Here is a 26,326-nt window from a genome sequence, read left to right as displayed (position 1 = left end):
CCGTTAATTTTTTGTAAGGATTCATCAGAAAATAAGACAAACCAAGCAATCTCTAGTAAAATAGGCAAGAACGATTTTGTCTATTTGATAGAGTAACTAAAGGAGGAAGGAAACCATGCCAATCACAGCTGATGTTATCGTCGATGTACCCACTATGCAAACCGATCAGCCTTTCACCTATCTGGTTCCTTCTGAAGTAGAAACGGCGATTCAAGTCGGGATGCGAGTAGAAGTTCCTTTTGGTAACGGCAACCGTCATGTTCAAGGGTTCGTTGTAGGTTTGCGAGTACAAGATAGCATCGAACAAAAAAATTTAAAAGCGATTGTCCAAGTATTAGATTTAGCACCTGTGGTTAATCAAGAACTACTTCAATTGGCTGATTATATGAAGACGATCACTTATGCGTTTAAGATCACTTGCTTACAAACGATGCTTCCTGCTGTCATGAAAGCATCCTATGACAAACAAATCTATCCTGTAAGTGAAGCGGCGGACGTCCAGGCATTCTTTAAAGGACGAACAGAAATCTCCTGGAAAGAAGCGCAAGAAGAGGGCATTTTATCCCAATTGATCCGTTGGCGTCAAGACAAGTTAGTAGATATCAGATATGAAGTACACACTAAGAACAAAGTCAAAACGATTCGTTTGATCCGCTCAAATTTGAATAGTGTCCAGCTTGAGGAAGAGTGGGGAAAGTTAAGAGCGAATGCGAAGAAACAAAAAGAACTTCTGCTTTGCTTATCTGAGCAAAAAAAGGCTGAACCAATTAGTTATTACAAAGAAAAAGGTATCAGCACGGCAACTTTGAATCAAGGAAAAGACAAAGGCTGGTTAACTTTTGAAGAAGTAGAAAGTTATCGTGATCCTTATAAAAATCGCACGTTTGAACAAACACAAGCATTCCAGCTAAATAAAGAACAACAACATGCAGTAGAACGTATCGTTGAAGCAGGGCAACAAGAGAAGAGTCACACTTTTTTATTAGAAGGAATTACTGGAAGTGGAAAAACAGAAGTTTATCTACAGGCCATTGCTGAGGTATTAGCTCAAAATAAAACAGCGATTATGCTTGTTCCTGAAATTGCTTTGACACCACAAATGGTAGAGCGTTTTAAAGGGCGTTTTGGAGAGGCGGTAGCTGTCTTACATAGCGGGCTATCTCAGGGAGAAAAATACGATGAGTGGCGTAAAATCGAAAGAAATGAAGCCCAGGTTGTTGTTGGCGCCCGCTCGGCAATTTTTGCCCCTTTAGAAAATATCGGATTGATCATCATTGATGAAGAACATGAATCAAGCTATAAACAAGATGAAACGCCACGTTATCATGCCAGAGATCTAGCGATTTGGCGTGGAAATTATCATCATTGTCCAGTAGTACTAGGAAGTGCGACACCATCTCTTGAATCACGTGCTCGAGCACAAAAAGGGCTGTATGAATTACTCCATTTGAGTCAAAGAGCCAACTTGTCTGCTCAACTTCCAACAATTGAAGTTGTTGACATGCGACAAGAATTGCAACAACATAATACGTCCACATTTTCCAAACAGTTACAAGCAAAAATCCAAGACCGTTTGGCGAAAAAAGAACAGATTGTGCTGTTACTAAATCGGCGAGGATATTCTTCCTTTGTGATGTGTCGGGATTGTGGTTTTGTTTTACCTTGTCCCAATTGTGATATTTCTCTGACCCTTCATATGGACACCCACTCCATGCGTTGTCATTACTGTGGACATGAAGAACCAATCCCACACCGTTGTCCTAACTGTGGAGGGAATAAAATTCGTTACTATGGAACAGGGACCCAAAAAGTCGAAGAAGAATTAAAGACCCTTTTCCCAGAAGCTGGTGTTTTACGTATGGATGTTGATACGACCAGAAAGAAAGGTGCGCATGAACGTATCTTGCAACAATTCGGTCAAAAAAAGGCGAATATCTTACTGGGGACGCAAATGATTGCCAAAGGGTTGGATTTTCCTGATGTGACGTTGGTCGGCGTTTTGAATGCTGATACTTCCCTTAACTTGCCTGATTTTCGTTCAAGCGAGCATACGTTCCAATTGCTTACGCAAGTTTCGGGAAGGGCAGGCCGAGCCGAAAAAGCAGGCGAAGTGATTATCCAAACCTTTAATCCGCAACATTATGCAATTGAATTAGCAAAAGAACAAAATTATGAGCGATTCTATCAACAAGAAATGGCCGTCCGACATCGTAGTGGATACCCACCTTATTATTTTACTGTCAAAATCACGACCAGCCATGAGGAAGAACAAGTTGCTGCTAAGAAGATTTTTGAGGTTGCGAATCAGTTACGGCAAGTGTTAGGAAATCAAAGCTTGTTATTAGGACCGACCCCTAGTACAGTGAATCGGGTGAAAAATCGGTACTATTACCAGTTGATCATTAAATATAAACAGGAGCCTAATTTAGCGAATATCTTAAAAAATATTTTAGACCAGAGCCAAAAAGAACAACGACAAGGATTATTTGTCGCGATTGATAATGAACCATTACACTTTATTTAAGAAGGGAATTTACATGCGCTATCCTATATTGATCCACCCCAATGATAAATTGAAACGTGTCGCACAACCAATCGATGTGATCACAGATGAAACAATTACTTTACTAGATAACCTATATGAAACGATGGTTGCTAACGACGGTATTGGCATTGCCGCTCCACAAGTTGGTCAAAACAAGCGAGTTGCAATCGTAGAAGTAGATGAAGGTGAAAAGTTTGAATTAATCAATCCAGAAATTATTGATGCAAAGGGAGAAAGCATTGATGTAGAAGGTTGCTTAAGCATCCCTCATGTTTATGGGACCGTCAAACGGTTTGACGAAGTAACGGTTCGCTATTATGATCGTGAAGGCGAAGAAATCGAAGTAGTAGCCTTTGGTTACTTAGCTCGTGCCTTTCAGCATGAGATCGACCATTTAGACGGTATATTATTCGTTGAAAAAATGATCGAGCAAATTCCAGAAGCCGAATTAGAAGAGTATATGGAGGAACATCTTGATGACTAAATTAGTATTTATGGGAACGCCAGCTTTTTCAGTACCGATCCTTGAAGGCTTATTAGAAGAAGGGTATGAAGTAGTCGCAGTCGTGACACAACCTGATCGCCCTGTGGGACGTAAAAAAATCATCACCCCTACTCCAGTAAAAGAAGCAGCCGTGAAACACGGTTTATTGGTTTTACAACCTGAAAAAATCTCTGGTTCAGAAGAAATGGAAAAAATCATTGCCCTACAACCAGATGTGATTATCACAGCTGCATTTGGTCAATTTTTACCAGAAAAATTATTACAGGCACCTGTTCACGGAGCTATAAATGTACATGCATCTTTATTGCCAAAATATCGAGGAGGGGCGCCAGTTCATTACTCGATTATCAACGGGGAAAAAGAAACCGGTGTAACGATCATGGAAATGATCAAAAAGATGGATGCAGGGGGCATTTATGCTCAAGAAAGTTTACCAATCACTAAACAAGACGATGTGGGAACCATGTTTGAAAAGTTAAGTGCATTAGGGAAACAACTATTACTTAAAACATTACCTGATATTTTGAATGGAAATTTGAGTCCACGTCCACAAGATGAATCAAAAGTAACTTTTTCGCCAAATATCACACGGGAGCAAGAAGCAATTGATTGGAACAAGACAGCAGAAGAGATCGACAACCAAGTCCGTGGGATGCGACCATGGCCGATTGCATTTACGACATACGAACAAACCCGTTGGAAACTTTTAAATGTAGAAGCGTTAGCTGAGAAAACTACGGCGGAGCCAGGGACCATCATCAAAAAAGATAAGAAAAATCTGTGGATTGCTTGTGGTAAACAAACGGTGTTGGCAATCAAAGAATTACAGCCAGCAGGTAAAGGAAAACAAGCGATCAATGAGTTTTTGAATGGTAGTGGACAACAGGTAATGATTGGGCAGCAGGTGAAATAATGGCAAAAATACCAAAAAAAATGAAAAAATCTGTTCGTTATATGGCACTGATCACCCTTGAAAGAGTAAACAAGGGCGGTGCTTATTCTAATTTATTATTGAACGAAATGATCAATCAAGGGGATTTAAATCAAAAAGATGTTGGCTTGTTTACTGAATTGGTTTATGGAACGATCAGTCGTCAACTTTTACTGGAATTTTATGTCGCTCCATTGATAGCAAAAGCAAAAAAAGTGGATGATTGGGTTAAAACATTACTTTATTTGTCAGTTTATCAGTTGGAATTTCTAGATAAAGTTCCAGCTCATGCGATTTTAAATGAAGCGGTCGAAATTGCTAAGATCAAGGGAAATCCTGGTACTGGGAAATTTGTAAATGGTGTTTTAAGAAATTATCAACGACAAGGTAAACCAGATGTTGAACAAATCAGTGATCCGATTGAACGCTTATCCGTAAAAATCAGTTTACCGATCTGGTTAACCAAGCGATTGACTGATCAAATCGGTTATGAAGAAACGGAAAAATTAGGACTTTCCCTCTACCAGCCAAGTCACGTCAGTGGTCGAGTAGATATCAGAAAATACCCTAGAGAACAAGCAATCGAGACACTCCAAGCAGAAGAAATTTCAGCGACAGCAAGTAAACTTAGTCCTTATGGGGTAATTGCTGAAAAAGGACATTTAGCATCTAGTTCCTTATTCCATGACGGGGTCATGACGATCCAAGATGAAAGTTCGATGCTGGTCGCACCCGCTATGCAAATCGAGCCAGAACATCATGTTTTAGATGCTTGTGCGGCACCAGGAGGAAAAACAACGCATATTGCCACGTTTTTAGATCCAACATGTGGTGGTGAAGTTACAGCACTGGATGTTCATGAACATAAAGTAAAACTCATCGAAGAAAATGCGGAACGCTTAGGTGTTTTTACAACTGTTTATGCACAAAAAATGGATGCACGTGAAGTGAAAGAGGAATTTTCAGCTGAAACATTTGATCGTATCTTAGTTGATGCCCCTTGCTCAGGATTAGGACTATTGAGAAGAAAACCGGATATTCGTTATAAAAAAAATGCCAGCGAGTTAGCTAATTTACCAGCGATCCAATTGGCGATTTTGGAAAGTTGTGCATCTGTGTTAAAATCTTCTGGAATATTAACTTATAGTACTTGTACGATTCTTAAAGAGGAAAACCAAGAAGTCATTGAAACATTTTTACAGCGACATACTGATTTTGAAAGGATTGATGTTTTAGTTGATCCTGTGCTACAATCATCAATCGAAGATAAAATGTTGACTTTATACCCACATCAGTTCTATACAGATGGGTTTTTCATTTGTTGTTTGCGTAAAAAGTAATGAGGTGAAAGAATGCAGATTGAATATCAATCAGATGTAGGAAGACGACGTAATACAAATCAAGACTATGCGAGTGTTTTTACGAATCAAGCTGGAATTAAACTAGCAGTATTGGCAGATGGAATGGGCGGTCATCGTGCAGGTGATATCGCGAGCCAGATGGCAGTGACAAACTTAGGAACTGCTTGGGAAAATCTAAGTTTAAGTGATGACGAAAAAGTAGCGCAATGGTTCATCCAAACGATCCAAGAAGAAAATACTCGTATTTATCAACGTGGCCAAGAGCAACCAGAATACAATGGGATGGGAACGACGATCGTAGCAGCAGCTTTATCAGAAGATCAGTTTACTATTGCTCATGTGGGGGATAGCCGTGCCTACTTGATCCGTGAAGATAAAATCATTCAACTGACAGAAGATCATTCTTTAGTGAATGAACTAGTAAAATCTGGAGAAATCAGTGAAGAAATGGCAGCGAACCACCCACGAAAAAATATTTTAACTCGTTCTGTAGGAATGCCAGGATCTGTAGAAGTCGATGTATCGACTTATATTTGGCAATTAAAAGATCGTTTGTTGTTGTGTTCGGATGGGTTAACGAACATGTTATCTGAAGAAACGATTGGAACGATTATCAATCAAGAAGGGGCTTTGTTCGACAAGGTAACAGAATTAATCGAACTTGCAAATGAAGCAGGCGGAGCAGATAATATTACCGTTCTTCTGATCGAATACAAGGAGGACGTAGCATGATTGAGTTAGGCAAAAAGTTGAATGGTCGTTATCAAATCACTGGAAATATTGGTAGTGGGGGCATGGCAAATGTTTTTCTAGCCCATGACCTTATTTTAGATCGTGATGTCGCAGTCAAAGTGTTACGATTCGATTTCCAAAATGATCAAACGGCAATTAGACGATTCCAACGAGAAGCACTAGCTGCGACTGAACTAGTTCATCCTAATATTGTTAGTGTGTATGATGTTGGAGAAGAAGACAACATGCAGTATCTCGTGATGGAATATGTAAAAGGAATGGACCTGAAACGCTATATTCAAACCCATTATCCTGTTCCTTATGATACAGCAGTCAATATTATGCAACAAATTTTATCAGCTATTTCTTTAGCACATACGCACCAAATCATTCATCGTGATTTGAAACCACAAAATGTCTTGATCGATAATGAGGGCGTGGTCAAAATCACTGATTTTGGTATAGCAATCGCATTATCTGAAACATCGATCACACAAACGAATACGATGTTAGGCTCTGTCCATTACTTATCTCCTGAACAAGCTAGAGGAAGTATGGCTACGAAACAATCAGATATCTATGCCTTAGGGATCATTCTTTACGAATTATTAACTGGCAGTGTTCCTTTTGATGGTGAGTCTGCAGTGACGATTGCCTTGAAGCATTTCCAAGATGAGTTACCTTCAATCAAGGATCTAGACCCAACAACGCCGCAAGCTTTAGAAAATGTGGTATTGAAAGCTACTGCAAAAGAACCGGCAGATCGATATAAAACAGCAGAAGAAATGTCAGAAGACTTAGCAACAGCGCTGTCTCCTGCTCGGGCAAATGAAGCCAAATGGGTGCCACAAGCAATGACCAAAGAAACTCAAGTGATCACACCATTAGAAGAAGATACACCAATGCCAGAGTCATTTAAATCCATGCCATTACCTAAAGAAAAATCAGAAGAAACTCCTGTGATGGCAGAAGAGACAGTTCCTGATCCAAAGAGTAAAAAGCATAAAAAATGGTGGATTATTTTATTGGTGATCTTAGCCTTATTAGGAATCGGAACAGCCGTCTTTTTTGCTTCTGGAGGTCGTGGAGAAGTCGAAATTCCTGACGTTTCGGGATTATCAGAAGCGTCTGCCAGAGATACTTTAGCAAAAGCTAAATTAGAAGTAGCAACAAAAACCGAAGAGATCCCTGATGAACAAATCGAAGAAGGAGACGTTGTCAAAACGGACCCAGCAGCGGGAACTACAGTGAAACAAAACCGTGAAGTTACCCTTTACGTCAGCACAGGTAAGAAAAAAGTCAAGTTAGATGATTATACTGGGATGAATTTTGACGAAGTAAGTAGCCGATTGAAGAAGCTTGGTTTTCCAGCTGATAGTATCGAGAAAAAAGACGAGTTCAGTGATGAAGTAGAAAATGGACGAATCATTTCCCAGTCGGATGAAGAAGGAACGGAAGTCGATCCAACGACAGATAAGATCACATTTGTTGTGAGCCAAGGTGCGCAACCAACGATGGGGGATTATACTGGTCAAAATTATGACACCGTTCGTGGGATATTGAGCTCAAATGGTTATAAAAGGATCAGTGAGACGTATGATTACAGCGATACGGTTCCAGCTGGTTCAATCATTAGCCAATTACCTAGTTACGGTGAACCATTGACTGAAAATAGCTATATCAGTTTTGTCGTTAGTCAAGGACCAAATGCGAAAACATTAAATGATATTTCAGGCTATACGAAAAGTGATGCACAAAGTTATTTATCAAGTATTGGCGCAGAATACATCGGACATGAGTCTTATGAATATTCTGATACCGTAGAAAAAGATAAAGTGATCCGAACAGCTCCTGGCGTGGGGGCATCGATCACTCCAGGAACGATCGTCAATGTCATTTATTCAAAAGGACCAGAACCAACCAAAGAATCAAAAGAATCATCAAGTTCAACCAAAGAATCGTCAAGCAGCAAAGAAAGTTCAAGTACTACTACGTCTAAAGAAGAAAGCACGTCGTCTTCATCCAAATAGTAATAACAATAAAAAATAGCAGAGCGTTTCTAAACGTGCTCTGCTATTTTTTATTGAGTTTCGCTAAGTTTCTTGTCAGGAACGCCACATGATTTTTCTTTCCTGTGGTAAAATAAGGAAAACTGGAGGTGGCATACATCAAAGGACAAATCAGAAAAGCAATTAGTGGGTTTTATTATGTACACGCAGACGGTGAGACCTATCAAACGAGAGGACGAGGAAATTTTCGTAATCGAAAAATCACTCCGTTAGTGGGTGACCAAGTACTATTTGAAAGCGAAAACAAGACGGATGGTTATTTGTTAGAAGTGATGCCTCGTAAAAATCAACTGGTGCGTCCACCGGTAGCAAATGTCGATTTAGGTGTCGTAGTTACAAGCTTGGTAGAACCAAATTTTTCTTATAATTTATTGGATCGCTTTCTAGTGACTTTAGAATATGAATCCATTGAACCTGTCATATTTTTGACAAAAACAGATCTCGCTTCAAACGAACAGCAAATCGATGAGATCAAGCAAACGTATGAAACGATCGGTTATCCAGTGATTGTTCCGAAATATCCTGGAGATACTGCAGAATTAATTCGTTACTTCCCAGAACGATTGACCGTTTTTATGGGCCAATCTGGTGCTGGAAAATCTACACTCTTAAACCAAATTTCGCCAGATCTAAACTTAGAAACGGGGGAAATCTCTGATTCTTTAGGACGTGGGAGACATACAACGAGACATGTGGAATTACTCCCATTGTATGATGGTTTAGTAGCAGATACACCAGGATTCAGCTCGATCGATTTTTTGACGATCGAAACGACTGAATTACCAAAACAATTTCCTGAATTTGTCAGTGCATCGAACCATTGCCGTTTTAGAGAATGCATGCATGCTAAAGAGCCTGGGTGCGAGGTGAAACGCCAGGTCGAAACAGGTGAGATTGCCCAAACACGTTATGAGAACTATTTGCAATTTTTACAGGAAGTCGAAAATCGAAAACCAATCTATTCTAAAAAAGAAGGTAAACGAAAATAGGAGGAAGCATTAATGAAAATAGCACCATCTATCTTAAGCGCAGATTTTTCTAATTTACAAAGAGACATCGAACTAGTAGAAAAAGGAGGGGCAGATTACATCCATGTAGATGTAATGGATGGACAATTTGTTCCAAATATTACATTTGGTCCCAATATCGTACAAGCTATTCGACCAATTACTAAGTTACCACTAGACGTGCATTTGATGATTGTTGACCCGGAAAAATATATTCCGGCGTTTGCGAAGGCTGGAGCAGATATCATCACGGTGCATGTGGAAGCCACTCCACACATTCATCGAGCATTGCAAATGATGAAAGATCTAGGCGTGAAATCAGGAGTCGTGATTAATCCAGGCACACCTATAACGATGATCAAACATGTTTTACCGATAGCAGATCAGGTCTTAGTGATGACTGTTAACCCAGGATTTGGCGGACAAAGTTTCATTGAAGAAACGGTAGAGAAAATTGCTGAATTATCAGAATTACGCGAGCAAAATAATTGGCATTATTCCATTGAAGTAGATGGCGGTATCGTTCCTGAAACCGCACAAATTTGTCAAAAAGCTGGAGCAGATGTTTTCGTTGCCGGTTCTTATATCTATAACTCAGAAGATCCAGTGGGTCAAATCAACCAGTTAAAAGAGGCATTGAAATAAATGCAGGTTTTATTAGTGGCAGGAGGTTCTCCTGAAAATTGGCCAGAACTACAAAACAGTTATGACTGTTATATAGGCATTGATCGTGGTGCATGGTATCTTCTTCAAAACAATTTCCCTTTGGATGTAGCAATCGGTGACTTTGATTCGTTATCGGTAGATGAAAAAAAACAAGTTGAACAAGCAACGAATGAACTGATCCAAGCACCAGCAGAAAAAGATGATACAGATACGCAGTTGGGGTTGTGTCAAGCCATTGAACGATATCCAGAAGCAACAATCACGATCATTGGCGCAACTGGTGGTCGATTGGATCACCTGCTTGCTAACCTTTGGCTACCGTTAGAACCAAGATTTAAACCACATGCTCAAAAGATCATTATTTGGGATCGTCAAAATCATGTCACCTACTATTTACCTGGCAAACATGTGATTACCAAAATGGATAAAATGCGTTATTTGGCCTATTGTTGTTTGACGCCTGTAACAGAGCTGTCCATCCAAAAGAGCAAGTATGAACTGGAAACAACTGATGTGAGCCAAGCAACTTCTTATGCAAGCAATGAATTTGTTTCAGATACGGCTGATTTTTCCTTTTCAACTGGGATGGTCGCAGTGATTCAAAGTAAAGATTAAGTTTGCTCTAACCGAGTAAATACAACAGAAATAGTTAAAAATGACAAGTCAAATTATTTACTAAAAAAAAGCTTAAGAGAGGTGTCATACCTTTTGTTTCGCCTCAATTAGTGATAAAATTGACCATAAGAGTCTAATTAATTCGAGGTGTCTTTGTGAAGAAGTTCAATCCTAATAAAAATATTATTATTACCTTAATCATTGTTATCATTGTGGTGACAATCTTAAGTGTGACTGCCGCGCAACGAGCGAATGAAGGAAAACCTAATTTCTTCCAGTCTTTTGTCAATGACAGTGTTTCATTTGTTGACCGTGCAATCTCTGCGCCCGTAAGATGGGTCGAAAATGGAGTGGATTCAGTCCATAATCTTTTCACGACTTATTCTGAAAATGAGCGATTAAAAGAGAAAATCGATAGTTATGATGAATTAGCATTAAAAAATAAAAATGACCAAAAAGAAATCGAAGCATTAAAGAAAGAACTTAACTTAAATCAAACATTGACTAACTATGAAAAAGTAACGGCGAATGTGATTACACGCTCACCAGATACTTGGCAAGATATGTTGATCGTTGATAAAGGATCAAAAGATGGCATTGAAGTGAACATGGCGGTAATGGCACAAAAAGGATTAATTGGTCGAGTAGTTGAAGTCAATCGTACTTCTTCTAAGATCGAGCTGCTGACTTCGTCAAATGAAAGTTCGAATCATTTCCCAGTTCGGGTATCTTCTTCTAGTGGAGAAGCATTTGGATTATTGAAAAACTATGACGAAAAACTGCAAGCGTTAGTCGTGACACAATTAACTGGAGATACGAATATCAAAGAAGGCGACGTCGTTCAAACTTCTGGCTTAGGTGGGAACTCACCAGCAGATCTGCCGATCGGAACAGTCATCAAGACCAAACCAGATAGTTATGGCTTGGATCGTGAAGTATATGTGAAGCCTTACGCTGGAATGTATGATCTGCCAGTTGTGACGATCGTGCAACGACTGGTGGAGGATTAACCTATGCTGAAAAAAGATACAATGAAATATTACTTGCCAGTTGTATTGTTCTTATTGATGTTGATTGATGGGCATTTGACTAGAATGTTTGTCGAGTGGTCAAATGGGCAATACATGGCTAGTGCCCATTTTCTCATTTTGGCTTTGCTGTTTTGCAGTATGAAATTTCCTAAAAGGTATTTATTGATTACAACGGTCGTCCTTGGAGCACTCTTTGATACCTACTATATCGGTGTAATCGGGATCTATGCGGTGGCATTACCACTGATGGTCTTTATTATGTATTCGATGAGTTCTTATATCCACTTTAATATCTTTACAGAATTTTTTAGTATGATTATTTTTGTTACGGGGTATGAGTTGTTCACTTTAGCTGTACAATTGATTTTCAAATTAGTATCTGTAAATAACACTTACTTTATTACTAGATATCTTGGGCCAACTTTATTATTAACGATGATTCTATTCGCAGTTTTTGTTTTTCCATTCAAGAAATTATTCAGTGATGAATAATTTCTTTTTTTTGTACTGATTTCTGAAATAAATGTCATATTTTGTGAATAATCATTGAAACTTACATGTTTGTCATTTTAAGATTTTATTTTGAAATGTTTTTGTAACATAACTATTATATCGTTGACATACTGCTATGGTACAATTTTTATATCGTTAAGAAAGACTTAAATATATTTAGATATTTATTAAATTAAGCCAGTCGGAGGAATGAAGAGTGAAAAAGAGTTTATTATCAGCGGTAATGCTAAGTTCAATCGCTTTAACTGCCGTAGGATCACCGATCGCTGCCGCGGCGGACGATTTTGATTCTCAGATACAACAACAAGACAAAAAAATTGCAGACTTACAAAACCAACAAGCAAGTGCACAATCACAAATTGAAGCATTAGAAGGTCAAGTTTCTGCTATTAACACAAAAGCGCAAGATTTATTAACTAAACAAGATACATTGCGTAAAGAATCTGCTCAATTAAAACAAGAAATCAAAGATTTACAAGAACGTATTGAAAAACGTGAAGCAACAATCCAAAAACAAGCACGTGAAACACAAGTAAAAAATACTAGTTCAAACTATATTGACGCTGTGTTAAATGCAGATTCATTAGCAGATGCTGTTGGTCGTATCCAAGCAATGTCTACAATCGTTAAAGCAAACCAAGACTTAGTACAACAACAAAAAGAAGACAAACAAGCAGTAGAAGCGAAAAAAGCTGAAAATGAAGCAAAACAAAAAGAACTTGCTGACAACCAAGCTGCTTTAGAGTCACAAAAAGGCGATTTATTAGCAAAACAAGCTGACTTAAATGTCTTGAAAACTTCATTGGCTGCTGAACAAGCAACAGCAGAAGATAAGAAAGCTGACTTGAACCGTAAGAAAGCTGAAGCTGAAGCAGAGCAAGCACGTATCCGTGAACAAGCTCGCTTAGCAGAACAAGCTCGTCAACAAGCAGCTCAAGAAAAAGCTGAAAAAGAAGCACGTGAACAAGCTGCACAAACACAAGCTTCATCATCAGCATCAACTACAACAGAAAGCTCATCAGCTGCACAATCTTCAAGTGAAGAATCAAAAGCTCCTGAGTCTTCAACAACAGAAGAATCAACATCTACTGAATCTTCTACAACAACAGAAAATTCATCAACTGGCTCTTCTTCTACTGAATCATCTTCAACAGAAGAATCAACAGTTCCTGAATCTTCTACACAAGAGTCAACACCTGCGAATACAGAAAGCAGTTCAAGCAGCTCTAATACAAATGTAAATAATAATACAAACAATAGTACTAATAACAGCACTAATAATAGCACTAATAACAGTACAACAAATAACAACAATAACAATAATACTGTAACACCAGCTCCAACACCTACACCAACGCCTGCTCCAACACCAGCACCAAATCCTTCTGGTAGTGTGAACGGCGCTGCGATTGTAGCAGAAGCTTACAAATATATTGGTACTCCATATGTATGGGGTGGTAAAGATCCAAGTGGCTTTGACTGTTCTGGATTTACACGCTATGTATATTTACAAGTAACTGGCCGTGACATCGGTGGTTGGACAGTACCTCAAGAATCAGCTGGAACAAAAATTTCAGTTTCTCAAGCAAAAGCTGGAGACTTGTTATTCTGGGGTTCTGCTGGCGGAACTTATCACGTAGCTATTTCATTAGGTGGCGGACAATATATCCATGCACCTCAACCAGGTGAAAATGTTAAAGTTGGTTCAGTTCAATGGTACACACCTGATTTTGCAGTAAGTATGTAATAATAAATAGAATGAACAGGAGGAGAAACCTTCCTGTTCATTTTTTTGTGGCTCTATTCTTTTTGATGTTGGTGAAATTCACCAACATCTTTTTTATGGTTTAAAAAGTATAAAAATGACATCCTATGTTTCTAAGATTTCTTTTTACCAATATCCTTTGACAACGTGTCTTTTTTTAGTCTGTAATGCAATCAGTGAGTAAAGAATGAAGTTTATATGTAGCTATAAAATAATAGAAGACATTGGTGATTTTCACAAAAAATGATCATGGATGTTTGGAATGAGAGACGAAGCGACCAAAATAAATGAGCTAGAGTGAAGAAGGTTGGTATAAACCAATCACTATTCTCTCTAGCTCATTTGGACTTATTAGTCAAAATAGGATTTCCAATGAATGAAAAAACTGCTATTTTTACTGTTTATGAATCGATCATTTTATCTAGTAATGATTTAGCTTGATCAATTAATGTACATATTCTTCAGAAAGTGTCATGAAACTATTGATATCCTCTAAAACCATATCGATGCCAGCTTGCCAGAAATCTGGTTTCGTTAAGTCAACACCTAAATGTTTTTGAGCAAGTTCTTCGGTTGTCATTGAAGCTGTATCTCTTAATAACTCAATGTATTCTTGCTCAAAACTTGTCCCTTTTTTGTTTGCATAAGCATAAATACCTAAACTAAACAAATAGCCAAACGTGTAAGGGAAGTTATAAAAAGGAACATCATCAATAAAGAAATGCAATTTAGCTGCCCAGAAGTGTGGGTGGTAAGTAGCTAAGGCATCATGATAACCTTCTTTTTGAGCTTCAACCATCATTTGAGTGATTTCTTCTTCTGAAACAAGTCCTTCTTGTCGCGCAGAATAGAAACGATTTTCGAAAATGAAACGAGAATGGATATTCATAAACATGGCCAAAGCATTTTGTAATTTAGTATCTAATAAATTGATTTTTTCTTCTTTCGTTTTGGCTGCTTTTAAGGTAGCATCAGCGACAATCAATTCAGCAAACGTGCTAGCAGTTTCTGCAACATTCATTGCGTAATCACGGTTCAATGCTGGCAGATCCCACATGACACTACTATGAAAGGCATGACCTAATTCGTGGGCTAGCGTAGCTACTTCATTGACTGAGTTACTATAGGTCATAAAAATTCTGGATTCTTGGGTTTCTGGCAGCTCAGTACAATACCCGCCAGGTCGTTTTCCCGGACGATCCTCTGCTTCAATCCAACTTTTTTCAAATGCAGATTGTGCAAAGGTTGCCATTTTGGGACTGAATTTTTGGAAATTCTCAATGATAAAAGAGGCAGCTTCGTCAAAGGTAAACGTCTTTTCCTTTAGATCTCCTAAAATAATTGGTGCATCTTGATCTTGCCACTCCATTTTTTCTTTACCGAAAAGATTGGCTTTTCTTGTTAAGTAATCAACTAACGGTTGTTTATTTTTTTGGATAGTTGCCCACATCACATCAAGTGTTTCTTTTTTCAAACGATTGTATTCTAATGGTTTTTGTAAATAGTCGTTCATACCATGTAGTTTATAGGTTGATAAACGGAAACCATCTAAGTGATTTAATGTGTCCGATAGTAAAGACGTTTTTTCTTGCCAAGCTTTTTCCCAGGCAATAAATAACTTTTCACGTACGAGTGGATCTGGATCACCCATCATTTTATTGAAGGCTTGACCTGCTGACAAGTCAGTTACCTTGCCATTTTCTTCAAATGGAATCACGATTGTTCCCACAATTGTGTCGTAATGACTGCTCCACGCGTTCAGCCCGTCTAATGAGAGTGTATTGATGATGTTTTCTTCTGCTTCGGACAATAAACGATGACCGTCTCTGCGAATCTCATTCATACGAAAAGCAATCAAAGAAAATTCATCTGTTTGGAGCAATGTTTGCCAATTATTGTCAGATATTTCTGCAAATTTTTTCGATAAAATCGTATCGGCTGATTGCCAACGTGGTAATAGTGCATATAATTTTCCTGATAAAAGCTTTGCTTGGGTATCTTTGACATTCGCAGATAACAAAGCCGTAATATAACTATTACATTGAGAAAAACCTTCTGTAATTGTTTCTTGTTGTTTGATCAGTGTCGTAAGTTCGTCATTTGTACTGATTGAATGATCCCATTGATTAACGGATTGATAATAGGTATTGATTTGTTTTTCTAATTGTTCTAAGCGTTCATTTAAGGCTGGGGAATCACTTCCACCTGAAAAAATTGAATCAAGATCCCAATTTAGTGAATATGTCATGAAAAAGCTCCCTTCAATTTATAATACAATTAGTATAGCATTATTTTCTTATTTAAGTCTCTAAGAAAAGTTTGTTGTTTCGCAAAAAAAGAGCTATTATAAATGGCAGAGGTGACTTATGAATTCAATAAAAAAACAAATGAAAAATGGCAACTTTTATTTAGTTATTGCAGTACTCATCATGGCTCTCTTATTTTACAGTTCATCGCAAACTTACGGACAACAATCCCAAGTCTCCAGGATCGAAGAGTGGTTTCCCAATCATCCGTTTAAACAAGTATTTGATAATATTCGTTTTACTTATGGCGATGGTGTAGTGAGTGTAGATCATTTAGGTTATGGTAAATTCGTTGAATTTTTCTTACGAAAAGGTGCTCATTTTGGGTCTTATTTTATTTTAGGTGGTAGTTTGTTTTTAGGGGTCTTTCCTAAAATGAAAATCTGGTGGTTAACAAGTGTCTTAGCTTGGTTATCGGCGACCGGTTATGCTGGGTTAGATGAATTTCATCAGATGCTTACAGGGGATCGAACACCGTCTTTCCAAGATGTCATGCTCGATTCAATGGGGGCATTGACAGCGATTGTCTTATGCTTGATCGTTGGTTTTGTGAGAAAAAAATTTTAGGTAGAAGGATCAATTAGTGTACATGAAAAAATGAGTTATAGAAGTAATTAAAATTGAGTATGAAGCCGAAAAATCCTAAAATAGTTTTCTATTTTAGGATTTTTCGGCTTCATTTCGTAGTATACTTGTGATTCATTTTTATAAAATAGAACTTGTGGATCAAAGCCAGCTGTTGTTTATTTATGGATAGATTGGATTGTAATTTATTTTAGGAGTGGTTGATTTTATCCTTGAATCATTATCTGTACCTCTCTTTGGGCACTAGTTTTTTATACGGTGACGCCTTTTGTGTATCGCTGTATAATCCTTTCATTATTTCTTCAAACAGAAGTTCATATGTATGTAATAATTTCTGGCGATTAGCCAACTCATTGGATGATGAGCGAAAAAACCTATTCCATAGCGAATTATTTTGATCTTGATTCGCGATCGTAGTATGAATATTATCCAGTTGCTGAAGGATTGAACAGAGGAGGCCCTTACCATTTAAAAATGATTGCATTTTTCTCTTGTCACTAGCTAGTTTTTTGACTAAAATCTTTTGTTCAAATTCATTATTCTCTGGTTTGACGAGTAGTTTTTGCTGGTCTGCGATACTGGCGGATAATTCTAAGATCTGTTGCTCAGTGTAACCAAGAAACTGTTGATAATAAGTTTTTTTAGCTTGTAACTTATCGTCCATTTTATTCCCCCTTTGATAGTGATAGACGTAAAAAAACTGGTCTCTCTAAAGTTTAAGATAAACTTTGTTGAGAAACCAGTTTTTTATGAATTCATTTTTTATTGAAGCTATCAGAAAATGATTACTGGTGTACCTTTTTCTACCATGCCAAACAATTCTTTCATGACACTTGGCGGCGTATTGACACATCCATGAGATCCACGAGTTTTCCAAAGATCGCCACCATATTCAGGTTGCCAGTCGGAATCATGGATACCAACACCGGTCCAGTCAACTGGCATCCAGTAGTTTACAGGACTTGCATAAGGGGTTCCATCATCATTCGTTCCTTTTAATGTAGCATTTTCCTCTTTGTTCCAAACATAGAAAACACCAGCTGGAGTAGGGGTCTTAGGTTTTCCAGACACGATGTCAGTTTCTAGCGCAACTTTACCATCTTTGTAATACCACATATGCTGGTTTTTTAAATCAACTTCGATATAGGTATCTTCTATTAAAGGATGATCAGCTGTTGTGGCACCTTGAACAATTGGTGATCGGGTAAAGTCTTTACCTGCTAAAATGGCTGACTTCAAAGCTTCTGTTTCTGCATCAGTTTTGATTGACCAACTATAGGTACCCACAGGAACCGTTACTTCACCACGTTTTGTACTTTTAAATTTTGTGTCATTCGTACTTGTGTTATATTTTTCTCCTAAACCTGTTACATAGTTTTTAACTTGTGTTGTATCTAAATCAACTTTACCATCTGTGTAAGTTAGCCAGTTAGCAATTTCAGAACGAGGTATCTGGAAAGTATTGCCGTTGATACTATAGGTTCCTTTGATATTAGCAATGGCATTCATTTCATCGACTTGTTTTGTTAAATTTTTATCGGTCGCTGTCACTTTTGGTTTTGTTTGAAATTTAGTTAAATCAATTTTGTTTTTGCCATCCTTCACACTGGTTTTCAGCGCGTTGATAGCTGCTGTCACATCAATCGTATCGCCAGTTACTTCTGGTTTTATTTTGAAAGAGTCACCAGATTTTTCAATCGTCGCATCTTGTGTCTGTGTCCGATCTTTATTTAATTCGGTTAGCTTATTCGTCGTGGAAGCCAGCGTTTCATCTAGTTTTTGATGATCAGTATCTTGTGGATCAATTTCTTGTTTTTCACTAGCGGAAACATAGTTCATGCCCCATGACCAAGCATTTTGTTGGTTTAACAATCGAGATAAATCTGCTGAAAAGTCATCTTTATAACCAAGCTCAGATTTTGCGATCTCTTCCCAAACTTTCCCATTTTCTTCAATCGTCAGCTTTTTATTGGAAAAGGTGTCTTTTAATTTGTCATTTGCCTGTTGCACGGTCAGGTTACTTACATTGATGGAATTAATTTCCGTGTTAGGTAAAAAATGATTGGTGTAATATGTACTGCGGTAAGCGTAAAAGCCGATTAATGCGAGGAATACGCCTAGCGTAGTTAATAGACCAATGTGTAGCGATTTCGATTTTTTATGATGAGAAGATCTTGTCATGCGGGCAGCTCCTTATTTGATAGTTTAGCGTATAACGAACTAATCATAGCATATTTTGAGAAAAAAGACGAAGGGGACAAATGATTTAGCAAAAATTTAACGATCGTTAAGTAAAAAAATCAAGCAGAATGCTGACATTCTGCTTGATTAAGTGGTTAAATTTATTCTAATTATTCAGCGTCTAATTTAGAAAAAGCTTCATCTAAGATTTCTTTTAATTGTTTAGCTGAAGCAGCCATACGATCTTGTTCGCTGTCACTTAGAGGGATTTCGATAACTTTTTGGATACCTTGACGGTTGATTACTGCAGGGGCACCAATGTAGATATCGTTCAAGCCGTATTCACCATTCATAAATACAGATAGTGGAAGTACAGCATTTTCATCATCTAAGATGGCACGAGTGATACGTGCTAAGGCTACAGCGATACCATAGAAAGTAGCGCCTTTCTTTTCAATGATTGTGTAAGCAGCATCACGTACACCAAAGAATAAGTTAACCATTGCTTCTTCATCAACGTCTGGATTGTTTTTAACCCATTCATAAATTTGTAAACCAGCAACGTTAGCATGTGACCAAACAGGAAATTCTGAGTCACCATGTTCACCTAAGATATAAGCATGGACGTTACGTGCATCAACATCAACTAATTCTGCAAGTGCTTGACGGAAGCGAGCTGAGTCAAGTGAAGTACCTGAACCGATTACGCGTTCTTTAGGGAAGCCTGAGAATTTCCAAGTTGAGTAAGTTAAAATATCTACTGGGTTAGCAGCAACTAAGAAAATACCATTGAATCCTGATTCAACAATTTGTGTTACTACATCGCGGTTGATTTTTAAGTTTTTATTTACTAAGTCTAAACGAGTTTCACCTGGTTTTTGTGGTGCACCAGCAGTGATAACTACTAAGTCAGCATCATGTGCATCTGCATAAGTAGCAGAGTAGATTTTTTTAGGTGAAGTAAATGCTAGAGCATGTGATAAATCAATAGCATCTCCTTCAGTTTTTGCTGTGTTGATATCTACGATACCTACTTCTTGTGCAATGTTTTGAGTAACTAGAGCAAAGGCATAGCTAGAACCTACGGCGCCATCTCCAACAAGAATTACTTTTTGATGATCTTTTTTTTCTGCAGCTGCAGTCATTATATATCAATCCTTCCATTGATTTTGTTTTTTCCCATGCCTATGCTAACATTTATCAAGCCCGCTGTCACGCTATTTGGCTATAAAATATAACAGATAACAAGGTTGTATTATATGTAAAAGCTTACATGTGCGTGATTTCACTATTTTTAAAAGGTTATTAATTTATTAGACTTTGAAGAAAATTTTAATTTCTTTATCATTTGTTAAACATTCTCTTTTTGTTGAAACAGGTACTTGTGTGTTATACTTAATAGTAGAAAGTAAAAAAATGAAAAAATGAGTCAAAGACTGGATTGCTTTAGGGCACTCCAGCCTTTTGTGCTGCTTTTTTCAATTAGGTGGTAGAACAAATGAAAATGATCGTAGGGCTTGGAAACCCAGGAACCAAATATGCACAAACCAAACATAATATCGGCTTTATGGTCGTTGATCGCATGGCTGAAAAGCAACAAGCTGTGTTTAAAAAAAATACATTTGAAGCGGAAGTTGCAGAGTTTTTCTATCAAGGAGAAAAAATCTTATTAGTGAAGCCGCAAACTTTTATGAACGAATCTGGTCGTGCTGTAGGACCATTAATGACTTATTTCGGTATTTATCCGGAAGAATTAGTTGTTGTTTATGATGATTTAGATCTTGTAACTGGCAAGATCCGCTTGCGCCAAAAAGGGAGTGCTGGTGGACATAATGGAATAAAAAGTATCATTTCTCACTTGAATACGAATGTATTTGACCGTATCAAAGTAGGCATTGGTCGACCAGAAGGAAACAAAACTGTTGTTCAACACGTGCTAAGCCCATTTAGTAAAGAAGTTCAACCATTGATTGAAGCAAGTATCGATCAGTCAGTGGCAGCACTCGAGTTTATGCTGGATGGTCATTCGTTTATCGATACGATGAACAAATTCAATTAGCGAAGGAGGAAAAAAATGGATATCGTTCAATTAATTGGTAAAGATCCACAGGTAAAGGAATGGCTCAACCAGATAGAAGAAAAATCACCAAGACAATTGATCACTGGTTTAGCTGGTTCAGCCAAAACTCTTCTCTTTGCTCGAGCGTTCAAAAAAACAAAGAAAAACTTAGTCGTATTAATGCCTAATCTGTATTATGCGAATCAACTAGCAGAAGATTTGCAACATGTTTTGCCAGCAGAACAAATACATTCTTTTCCAGTAGATGAAGTTCTTTCTGCGGAAATGGCTTTTTCTTCCCCAGAAGCAAGAAGAGAACGAGTTGCTACACTAAATGCCCTGCAACAAAAACAACCAGGGGTCTATTTATTACCAGTAGCAGCATTGCATAAACGATTACCCAGTCCAAAAGTTTGGAAACAAGCCCAATTGACTTGGCGAACGGGAGAGGAAATAGCCGTTGACGATCTGCCTCGTCTATTGACTTTATTAGGCTACGAACGAGTTGAGATGGTGGCAAAAACAGGAGAGTATAGTATTCGTGGCAGCATCATTGATATCTATCCGATCAATCTCGAACATCCCGTACGTATCGAATTATTTGATGTAGAGATTGACTCCATGCGATATTTTGAAGTAGAAACTCAACGCTCGATCGAAAAAGTAACAGAAATTTGGATCGCACCGACAAGTGAACAGGTCTACGACCAAGCTGATTTACTTCATGGGATCGACCGACTGGAAAAGTTGTTAGAAAAGAAACTAGCGACGATTTCAGAAGAAACAGACCGCCAATTCGTGCAGGATTATTTTGGACAAGTGATCGCGCAATGGCAAGCAGGAAATCCGACAGAAGACGCGAAACTTTATGCTGATCTTCTTTATCAAGAAGAAACGACGATCCTTGATTATTTTCCAACAAGTAGTTTATTCATTGTGGATGATTATCAACGAATCATGGAAACAAATCGGGAGATCGAAAGAGAAGCAGCTGAATGGCAAACACAAAAAATTAGTGAATTACGTGTCTTCTCAGAGCAAGTCTTTGTCAATGATGTGCATAAATTAGTTCAAAAAGAAAAATTTGTGACGACTTTTTTTGCGCTTTTTCAAAAGGGCATGGGGAATTTACGTTTTCAAGCGATTCACAATTTTCAATATCGTACGATGCAACAATTTTTCGGTCAAATGCCATTATTGAAAACAGAAATGGACCGATGGCGTAAGCAAGAACAAACAGTAGTCATCTTTATTCCTACGAAAGAACGGATTAGAAAAGCGGAGCAGATGTTACGTGATGAAGAGATCCTAGTCGTGGAAACCGAAAAAGAAAAACTGATCAGAGGACAAGTGCAACTAGTGGAAGGGGCGCTGCAAACAGGGTTCGAACTTCCTCAAGAGAAAATAGTCGCAATTACGGAAAAAGAAATTTTCCAAAAAACGACGAAGAAACAAACACGGCGACAAACCGTAACTAATGCGGAACGTTTAAAAAGCTATAATGAACTAAAAGCAGGCGACTATGTCGTTCACGCAAATCACGGGATCGGTAAATATATTGGGATGGAAACGTTAGAAGTGGATGGTGTCCATCAAGACTACATGACGATCCTTTATCAAAATGACGATAAATTATTTATTCCGGTTACCCAGCTGAATTTGATCCAAAAATATGTTGCTTCTGAATCAAAAGCACCTCGTATCAATAAATTAGGCAGTAGTGAATGGACGAAAACCAAAAGAAAGGTTTCGTCTAAAATTGAAGATATCGCAGATGATCTGATCAAACTATATGCTGCCAGAGAATCAGAAAAAGGGTATGCGTTTGGACCGGATGATGGGTATCAAAAAGAATTTGAAAATGCCTTCCCATACTCTGAAACGGATGACCAATTACGGAGTGCCGCAGAGATCAAACGAGATATGGAAAAAGAAAAACCGATGGATCGTTTGCTCGTTGGTGATGTTGGCTACGGTAAAACGGAAGTGGCTTTACGAGCTGCTTTTAAAGCCGTCAAGGAAAGTAAACAAGTTGCCTTTTTAGTTCCTACGACCATTCTCGCCCAACAACATTATGAAACGATGTTGGAACGTTTTGAAGGATTTCCAGTAAATGTAGGTCTATTGAGTCGTTTCCGAACGAAAAAACAACAAAAAGAAACGATTGAACAATTACGTACTGGACAAATCGATATCGTAGTCGGAACGCATCGTATCTTATCTAAAGACATTGAATTTAGTGACTTAGGGTTATTGATCGTTGACGAAGAACAGCGTTTTGGTGTAAAACATAAAGAACGTTTGAAACAACTACGTGCCCAAGTGGATGTCTTGACGTTGACAGCGACACCGATCCCACGGACACTCCACATGTCAATGCTCGGGGTTCGTGATTTATCAGTGATCGAAACACCGCCTGCCAATCGTTATCCGATTCAAACTTACGTGATGGAAAAAAATCCTGGAGCGATTCGTGAAGCTATCCATCGAGAAATGGGGCGTGGCGGTCAAGTGTTCTATCTCTATAATCGAGTAGAGACGATCGAACAAAAAGTGGAAGAAATCCAAGAACTTGTACCAGAAGCACGAATCGGTTATGCGCATGGTCAAATGACTGAAGCACAATTAGAAAATACATTGTTTGATTTTATTGAAGGACAATATGATGTGTTAGTCACAACGACGATCATTGAAACGGGTGTCGATATTCCAAATGCGAATACGCTCTTCGTTGAAAATGCTGATTACATGGGGCTATCGACTCTTTATCAATTACGTGGTCGTGTGGGACGAAGCAACCGAGTGGCGTACGCCTACTTCATGTATGAACAACAAAAAATCTTGAATGAAGTCAGCGAAAAACGTCTTCAAGCCATTAAAGATTTCACCGAACTAGGCTCTGGTTTTAAAATCGCTATGCGGGATTTATCGATCCGAGGAGCAGGAAATCTGCTAGGTGCGCAGCAGCACGGCTTTATTGATGCTGTCGGATTCGACATGTATTCGCAAATGTTAAGTGATGCTGTTTTACGTAAACAAGGAAAGAACAACCAAGTGGAAAAAACAGCAGTTGAAATCGATCTTGGGGTCGATGCTTACTTGCCAGAAGAATATGTTTCGGACCAAAGACAGAAAATTGAAATTTATAAACGGATCAGGGAACTTGATTCACAAGAAATGCTTGATGAATTAGAAGATGATCTTTTAGACCGTTTTGGGGAATACCCTGAAGAGGTGGCACATCTCTTAACGATTGGCCAAATCAAAATGGATGGCGATCGCGCCTTGATTGAAACAATTCGCAAGCAACAGCAGACTATCGTCTTTAATCTAAGTAAAGCAGGAACAAAACGCTATACTGTAGAACAGTTATTTGAAGCTTTGACTGCAACAAAACTAAAAGCAAGTTTAGGTGTAGAAAAAGAAAAAATGGTGATTCGGCTAACGGTTCCTAACAAGACCGATGAAGCAGTTTGGTTGCAAGAAATCCAACGTTTTGTCAAAGCTTTACGTGAACAAAAATATCTGTCTGCTTAGGAAGGAGCGAATACTTTGGACCATAAAGAGATGCGTCGCGTGATGCATGGCGCATTTATATTGACGATTGCTTCTTTCATAGCAAAAGTCCTAAGTGCGCTGTACCGCATTCCGCTCCAAAACTTAGTTGGTGATGAAGGATTTTATGTATACCAACAAGTATACCCAATCTATGGGATTGCCATGACTTTAGCGTTGTCTGGTTTACCGCAATTCATTTCAAAATATGTCGCTGAACGAAAAGATCCAATTCAGCGAAAAGAAGCACTGCAACGGCTTTATCCATTAGTTTTTTGGACAGGGATTGTTCTGTGGCTGTTTACTTTTCTCTTTAGCCGTTGGATTGCTTGGATGATGGGGGATCAGCAATTACGACCGCTGATCCAAATCGTTTCATTTACTTTCTTACTGATGCCAGGACTATCTTTTTATCGAGGAAATTTCCAAGGCAGATTTTTGATGGAACCGACAGCTGTTTCACAAGTCGTCGAACAATTTGTGAGAGTGGCGATCATCGTTTTCAGTGCCTTTGCTTTTCGACTATTTAGCTGGTCAGTTTACCAAACAGGAACTGCGGCTATGAGTGGTGCAGTCATCGGGGGACTTTGTGCCTATGGTGTGTTGCGCTATTATGAACAAAAGATCCATGGTGGGGCGTTAAGTTTTCGACATTTTTCGGTCACGAAACGACCTGACAAACGATTGATCCGGCGTTTTTTAGTTGAAGGGGGCTTAGTGTCAATCTATAGTGGTCTGCTGATTTTCTTTCAGCTGATCGACTCATTTTTTGTAAAAAATGCGCTTCAAGTTTATGGACTATCTGAACAAAGCGCAAAAATTGCAAAAGGGGTCTATGATCGTGGGCAACCGTTAGTTCAATTAGGACTAGTGATTGCAACTGCATTAAGTGCGACTTTCTTACCTGCATTGACGAAATACTTGATAACGGCTGTGCATAGTCAATTTCTAAAGACTGCCAAGATCTATTTACGGTTAACAACGACTTTAGCATTAGCTGCTTCTGTAGGACTAGCTATGCTTTTACCGTATATCAACTATGCGCTATTTAAAGATTACGCTGGGAATGCAGCGTTGGTGCTATTCGTCTTTGCAATTGCTTTAACAGCAATCATCCAAACCTATCAAAGTATTGCCCAAAGTAAAAATTCTTTTCGTCCCTCTTTGAAAGGTGCAGGCTGGGGGCTGTTAGCCAAAGCTTTGGCAACCCCGTTTCTAACTGGTTATCTAGGGACAGTAGGAGCTAGTTTGTCGACCTTGCTAGGATTGGCTGTCACTCTATGGTATTTTGTCCACACGGAGACTAGTGAAATCAATCAGTTCTGGAAAGAACGTCGCTTTGGAAGTAAATTGCTTCAATGTTTGGGATGGATGATCTTAGCCTTACTGATTTATTATGGCGGACTGACGATGATTTTTGGCCCGGTTGCTCATCGGTCTTCTGCGTTCTTTGCCAGTTTAGCAGGTGTAGGAATCGGGGCGTTCGTCTTTGTGAATGCTGTGATCTGGACAAAATTATTTACGGTTAGAGAATGGTTGATGTTACCGTTTGGAAAAAAGATTTTACGATTTAATAAACTTATAAAAAATAAAAGTGAGGAATCCTAATGCGATTAGATAAATTTCTTAAAATTTCTCGAATTATCAAACGCCGCTCTGTAGCAAAAGAAGTGGCAGATAAAGGAAGAATTCAAATCAACGGAAAATTGGCTAAATCTTCTAGTGATGTCAAGGTAGGCGATCAATTGAAGATCCAATTTGGAAACAAAACAATGGAAGTAAAAGTCAATGAATTACATGAGTCAACGAAAAAAGAAGATGCTCAAAAAATGTATGAGATCATTTCGGAGATTCGCAAGCAAAACACTGACGAAATAGATTAGACAACCCTCAATGATAT

General features: G+C 38.4%; 21 protein-coding genes. 17 read left to right on the top strand and 4 right to left on the bottom strand.

The window, feature by feature from the left end; genetic code table 11:
• Window positions 1-115 precede the first annotated feature (115 nt).
• From priA to IGL28_RS12495, 12 genes are all read left to right on the top strand, one after another.
• Window positions 116-2,524, top strand: coding sequence for a primosomal protein N' (gene priA / locus IGL28_RS12550; protein ID WP_081128924.1), 2,409 nt, complete (start codon window positions 116-118; stop codon window positions 2,522-2,524).
• A 13-nt stretch (window positions 2,525-2,537) separates the two neighbouring features.
• Window positions 2,538-3,029, top strand: a complete 492-nt coding sequence (gene def, locus IGL28_RS12545) for a peptide deformylase (protein WP_010720599.1) — start codon at window positions 2,538-2,540, stop codon at window positions 3,027-3,029.
• A complete protein-coding gene (gene fmt / locus IGL28_RS12540; RefSeq protein WP_010737278.1) occupies window positions 3,022-3,963 on the top strand; it encodes a methionyl-tRNA formyltransferase in 942 nt (313 codons plus the stop codon). Before def ends, fmt begins: the two co-directional genes overlap by 8 nt.
• Window positions 3,963-5,321 (top strand): 16S rRNA (cytosine(967)-C(5))-methyltransferase RsmB, encoded by a 1,359-nt coding sequence (rsmB, locus tag IGL28_RS12535; protein WP_010720597.1) that lies wholly within the window; start codon window positions 3,963-3,965, stop codon window positions 5,319-5,321. Before fmt ends, rsmB begins: the two co-directional genes overlap by 1 nt.
• Before the next feature lie 12 nt (window positions 5,322-5,333).
• A complete protein-coding gene (locus IGL28_RS12530) occupies window positions 5,334-6,074 on the top strand; it encodes a Stp1/IreP family PP2C-type Ser/Thr phosphatase (RefSeq protein ID WP_438843965.1) in 741 nt (246 codons plus the stop codon).
• Window positions 6,071-8,104, top strand: coding sequence for a Stk1 family PASTA domain-containing Ser/Thr kinase (gene pknB, locus IGL28_RS12525; RefSeq protein WP_081128922.1), 2,034 nt, complete (start codon window positions 6,071-6,073; stop codon window positions 8,102-8,104). Before IGL28_RS12530 ends, pknB begins: the two co-directional genes overlap by 4 nt.
• Window positions 8,105-8,232: 128 nt before the next feature.
• The gene (gene rsgA / locus IGL28_RS12520) at window positions 8,233-9,132 is read left to right on the top strand and encodes a ribosome small subunit-dependent GTPase A (RefSeq protein WP_010737282.1); all 900 of its coding nucleotides are present in this window, start codon (window positions 8,233-8,235) and stop codon (window positions 9,130-9,132) included.
• Window positions 9,133-9,144: 12 nt separating this feature from the next.
• Window positions 9,145-9,795, top strand: a complete 651-nt coding sequence (gene rpe / locus IGL28_RS12515; protein ID WP_010720593.1) for a ribulose-phosphate 3-epimerase — start codon at window positions 9,145-9,147, stop codon at window positions 9,793-9,795.
• Complete coding sequence (locus IGL28_RS12510; RefSeq protein ID WP_081128920.1) at window positions 9,796-10,431, top strand: thiamine diphosphokinase; 636 nt, start codon at window positions 9,796-9,798, stop codon at window positions 10,429-10,431.
• Window positions 10,432-10,586: 155 nt separating this feature from the next.
• Window positions 10,587-11,441, top strand: coding sequence for a rod shape-determining protein MreC (gene mreC, locus IGL28_RS12505; protein WP_010720591.1), 855 nt, complete (start codon window positions 10,587-10,589; stop codon window positions 11,439-11,441).
• Window positions 11,442-11,444: 3 nt separating this feature from the next.
• A complete protein-coding gene (mreD, locus tag IGL28_RS12500; RefSeq protein ID WP_081128918.1) occupies window positions 11,445-11,954 on the top strand; it encodes a rod shape-determining protein MreD in 510 nt (169 codons plus the stop codon).
• Window positions 11,955-12,171: 217 nt separating this feature from the next.
• Window positions 12,172-13,722: a C40 family peptidase gene (locus tag IGL28_RS12495; protein ID WP_081128916.1), complete on the top strand. Its 1,551-nt coding sequence runs from the start codon at window positions 12,172-12,174 to the stop codon at window positions 13,720-13,722.
• 463 nt (window positions 13,723-14,185) lie between these two features.
• On the opposite strand, the gene IGL28_RS12490 is transcribed toward IGL28_RS12495, so the two are convergent.
• On the bottom strand, window positions 14,186-15,988 hold the full coding sequence (locus tag IGL28_RS12490) for a M3 family oligoendopeptidase (RefSeq protein ID WP_081128914.1): 1,803 nt from the start codon (window positions 15,986-15,988) through the stop codon (window positions 14,186-14,188).
• 118 nt (window positions 15,989-16,106) lie between these two features.
• Between IGL28_RS12490 and IGL28_RS12485 the strand changes: the two genes are divergently transcribed.
• Window positions 16,107-16,613, top strand: a complete 507-nt coding sequence (locus IGL28_RS12485; protein WP_010720587.1) for a VanZ family protein — start codon at window positions 16,107-16,109, stop codon at window positions 16,611-16,613.
• 238 nt (window positions 16,614-16,851) lie between these two features.
• Here the strand turns inward: IGL28_RS12485 and IGL28_RS12480 are convergent, their stop codons facing one another.
• From IGL28_RS12480 to IGL28_RS12470, 3 genes are all read right to left on the bottom strand, one after another.
• Window positions 16,852-17,295: a hypothetical protein gene (locus IGL28_RS12480; protein WP_081128912.1), complete on the bottom strand. Its 444-nt coding sequence runs from the start codon at window positions 17,293-17,295 to the stop codon at window positions 16,852-16,854.
• A gap of 110 nt (window positions 17,296-17,405) precedes the next feature.
• Window positions 17,406-18,812: a L,D-transpeptidase family protein gene (locus IGL28_RS12475; protein WP_010720585.1), complete on the bottom strand. Its 1,407-nt coding sequence runs from the start codon at window positions 18,810-18,812 to the stop codon at window positions 17,406-17,408.
• A gap of 170 nt (window positions 18,813-18,982) precedes the next feature.
• A complete protein-coding gene (locus tag IGL28_RS12470) occupies window positions 18,983-19,957 on the bottom strand; it encodes an L-lactate dehydrogenase (protein WP_005875171.1) in 975 nt (324 codons plus the stop codon).
• Between the two features lie 353 nt (window positions 19,958-20,310).
• On the opposite strand from IGL28_RS12470, the gene pth reads away from it, so the two are divergent.
• The 4 genes from pth to IGL28_RS12450 are packed head-to-tail and all read left to right on the top strand — an operon-like array spanning window position 20,311 to window position 26,309.
• Window positions 20,311-20,871, top strand: coding sequence for an aminoacyl-tRNA hydrolase (gene pth, locus IGL28_RS12465; RefSeq protein ID WP_010720584.1), 561 nt, complete (start codon window positions 20,311-20,313; stop codon window positions 20,869-20,871).
• Window positions 20,872-20,886: 15 nt separating this feature from the next.
• Window positions 20,887-24,408 carry a transcription-repair coupling factor gene (mfd, locus tag IGL28_RS12460; RefSeq protein WP_010720583.1) on the top strand — a complete coding sequence of 1,174 codons (3,522 nt, stop codon included), beginning with the start codon at window positions 20,887-20,889 and terminating at the stop codon, window positions 24,406-24,408.
• A 15-nt stretch (window positions 24,409-24,423) separates the two neighbouring features.
• Window positions 24,424-26,034, top strand: coding sequence for a putative polysaccharide biosynthesis protein (locus IGL28_RS12455; RefSeq protein ID WP_081128910.1), 1,611 nt, complete (start codon window positions 24,424-24,426; stop codon window positions 26,032-26,034).
• The gene (locus tag IGL28_RS12450) at window positions 26,034-26,309 is read left to right on the top strand and encodes an RNA-binding S4 domain-containing protein (RefSeq protein ID WP_010720581.1); all 276 of its coding nucleotides are present in this window, start codon (window positions 26,034-26,036) and stop codon (window positions 26,307-26,309) included. Before IGL28_RS12455 ends, IGL28_RS12450 begins: the two co-directional genes overlap by 1 nt.
• The last annotated feature ends 17 nt before the right edge of the window (window positions 26,310-26,326 follow it).

It is taken from the genome of Enterococcus sp. AZ077 (genome assembly GCF_051714965.1).
In the GTDB taxonomy this organism is placed as follows: domain Bacteria; phylum Bacillota; class Bacilli; order Lactobacillales; family Enterococcaceae; genus Enterococcus_B; species Enterococcus_B hirae.
The sequence above is the reverse complement of the archived record's forward strand: the minus strand, read 5'-3'. Positions and strand labels throughout refer to the sequence as shown.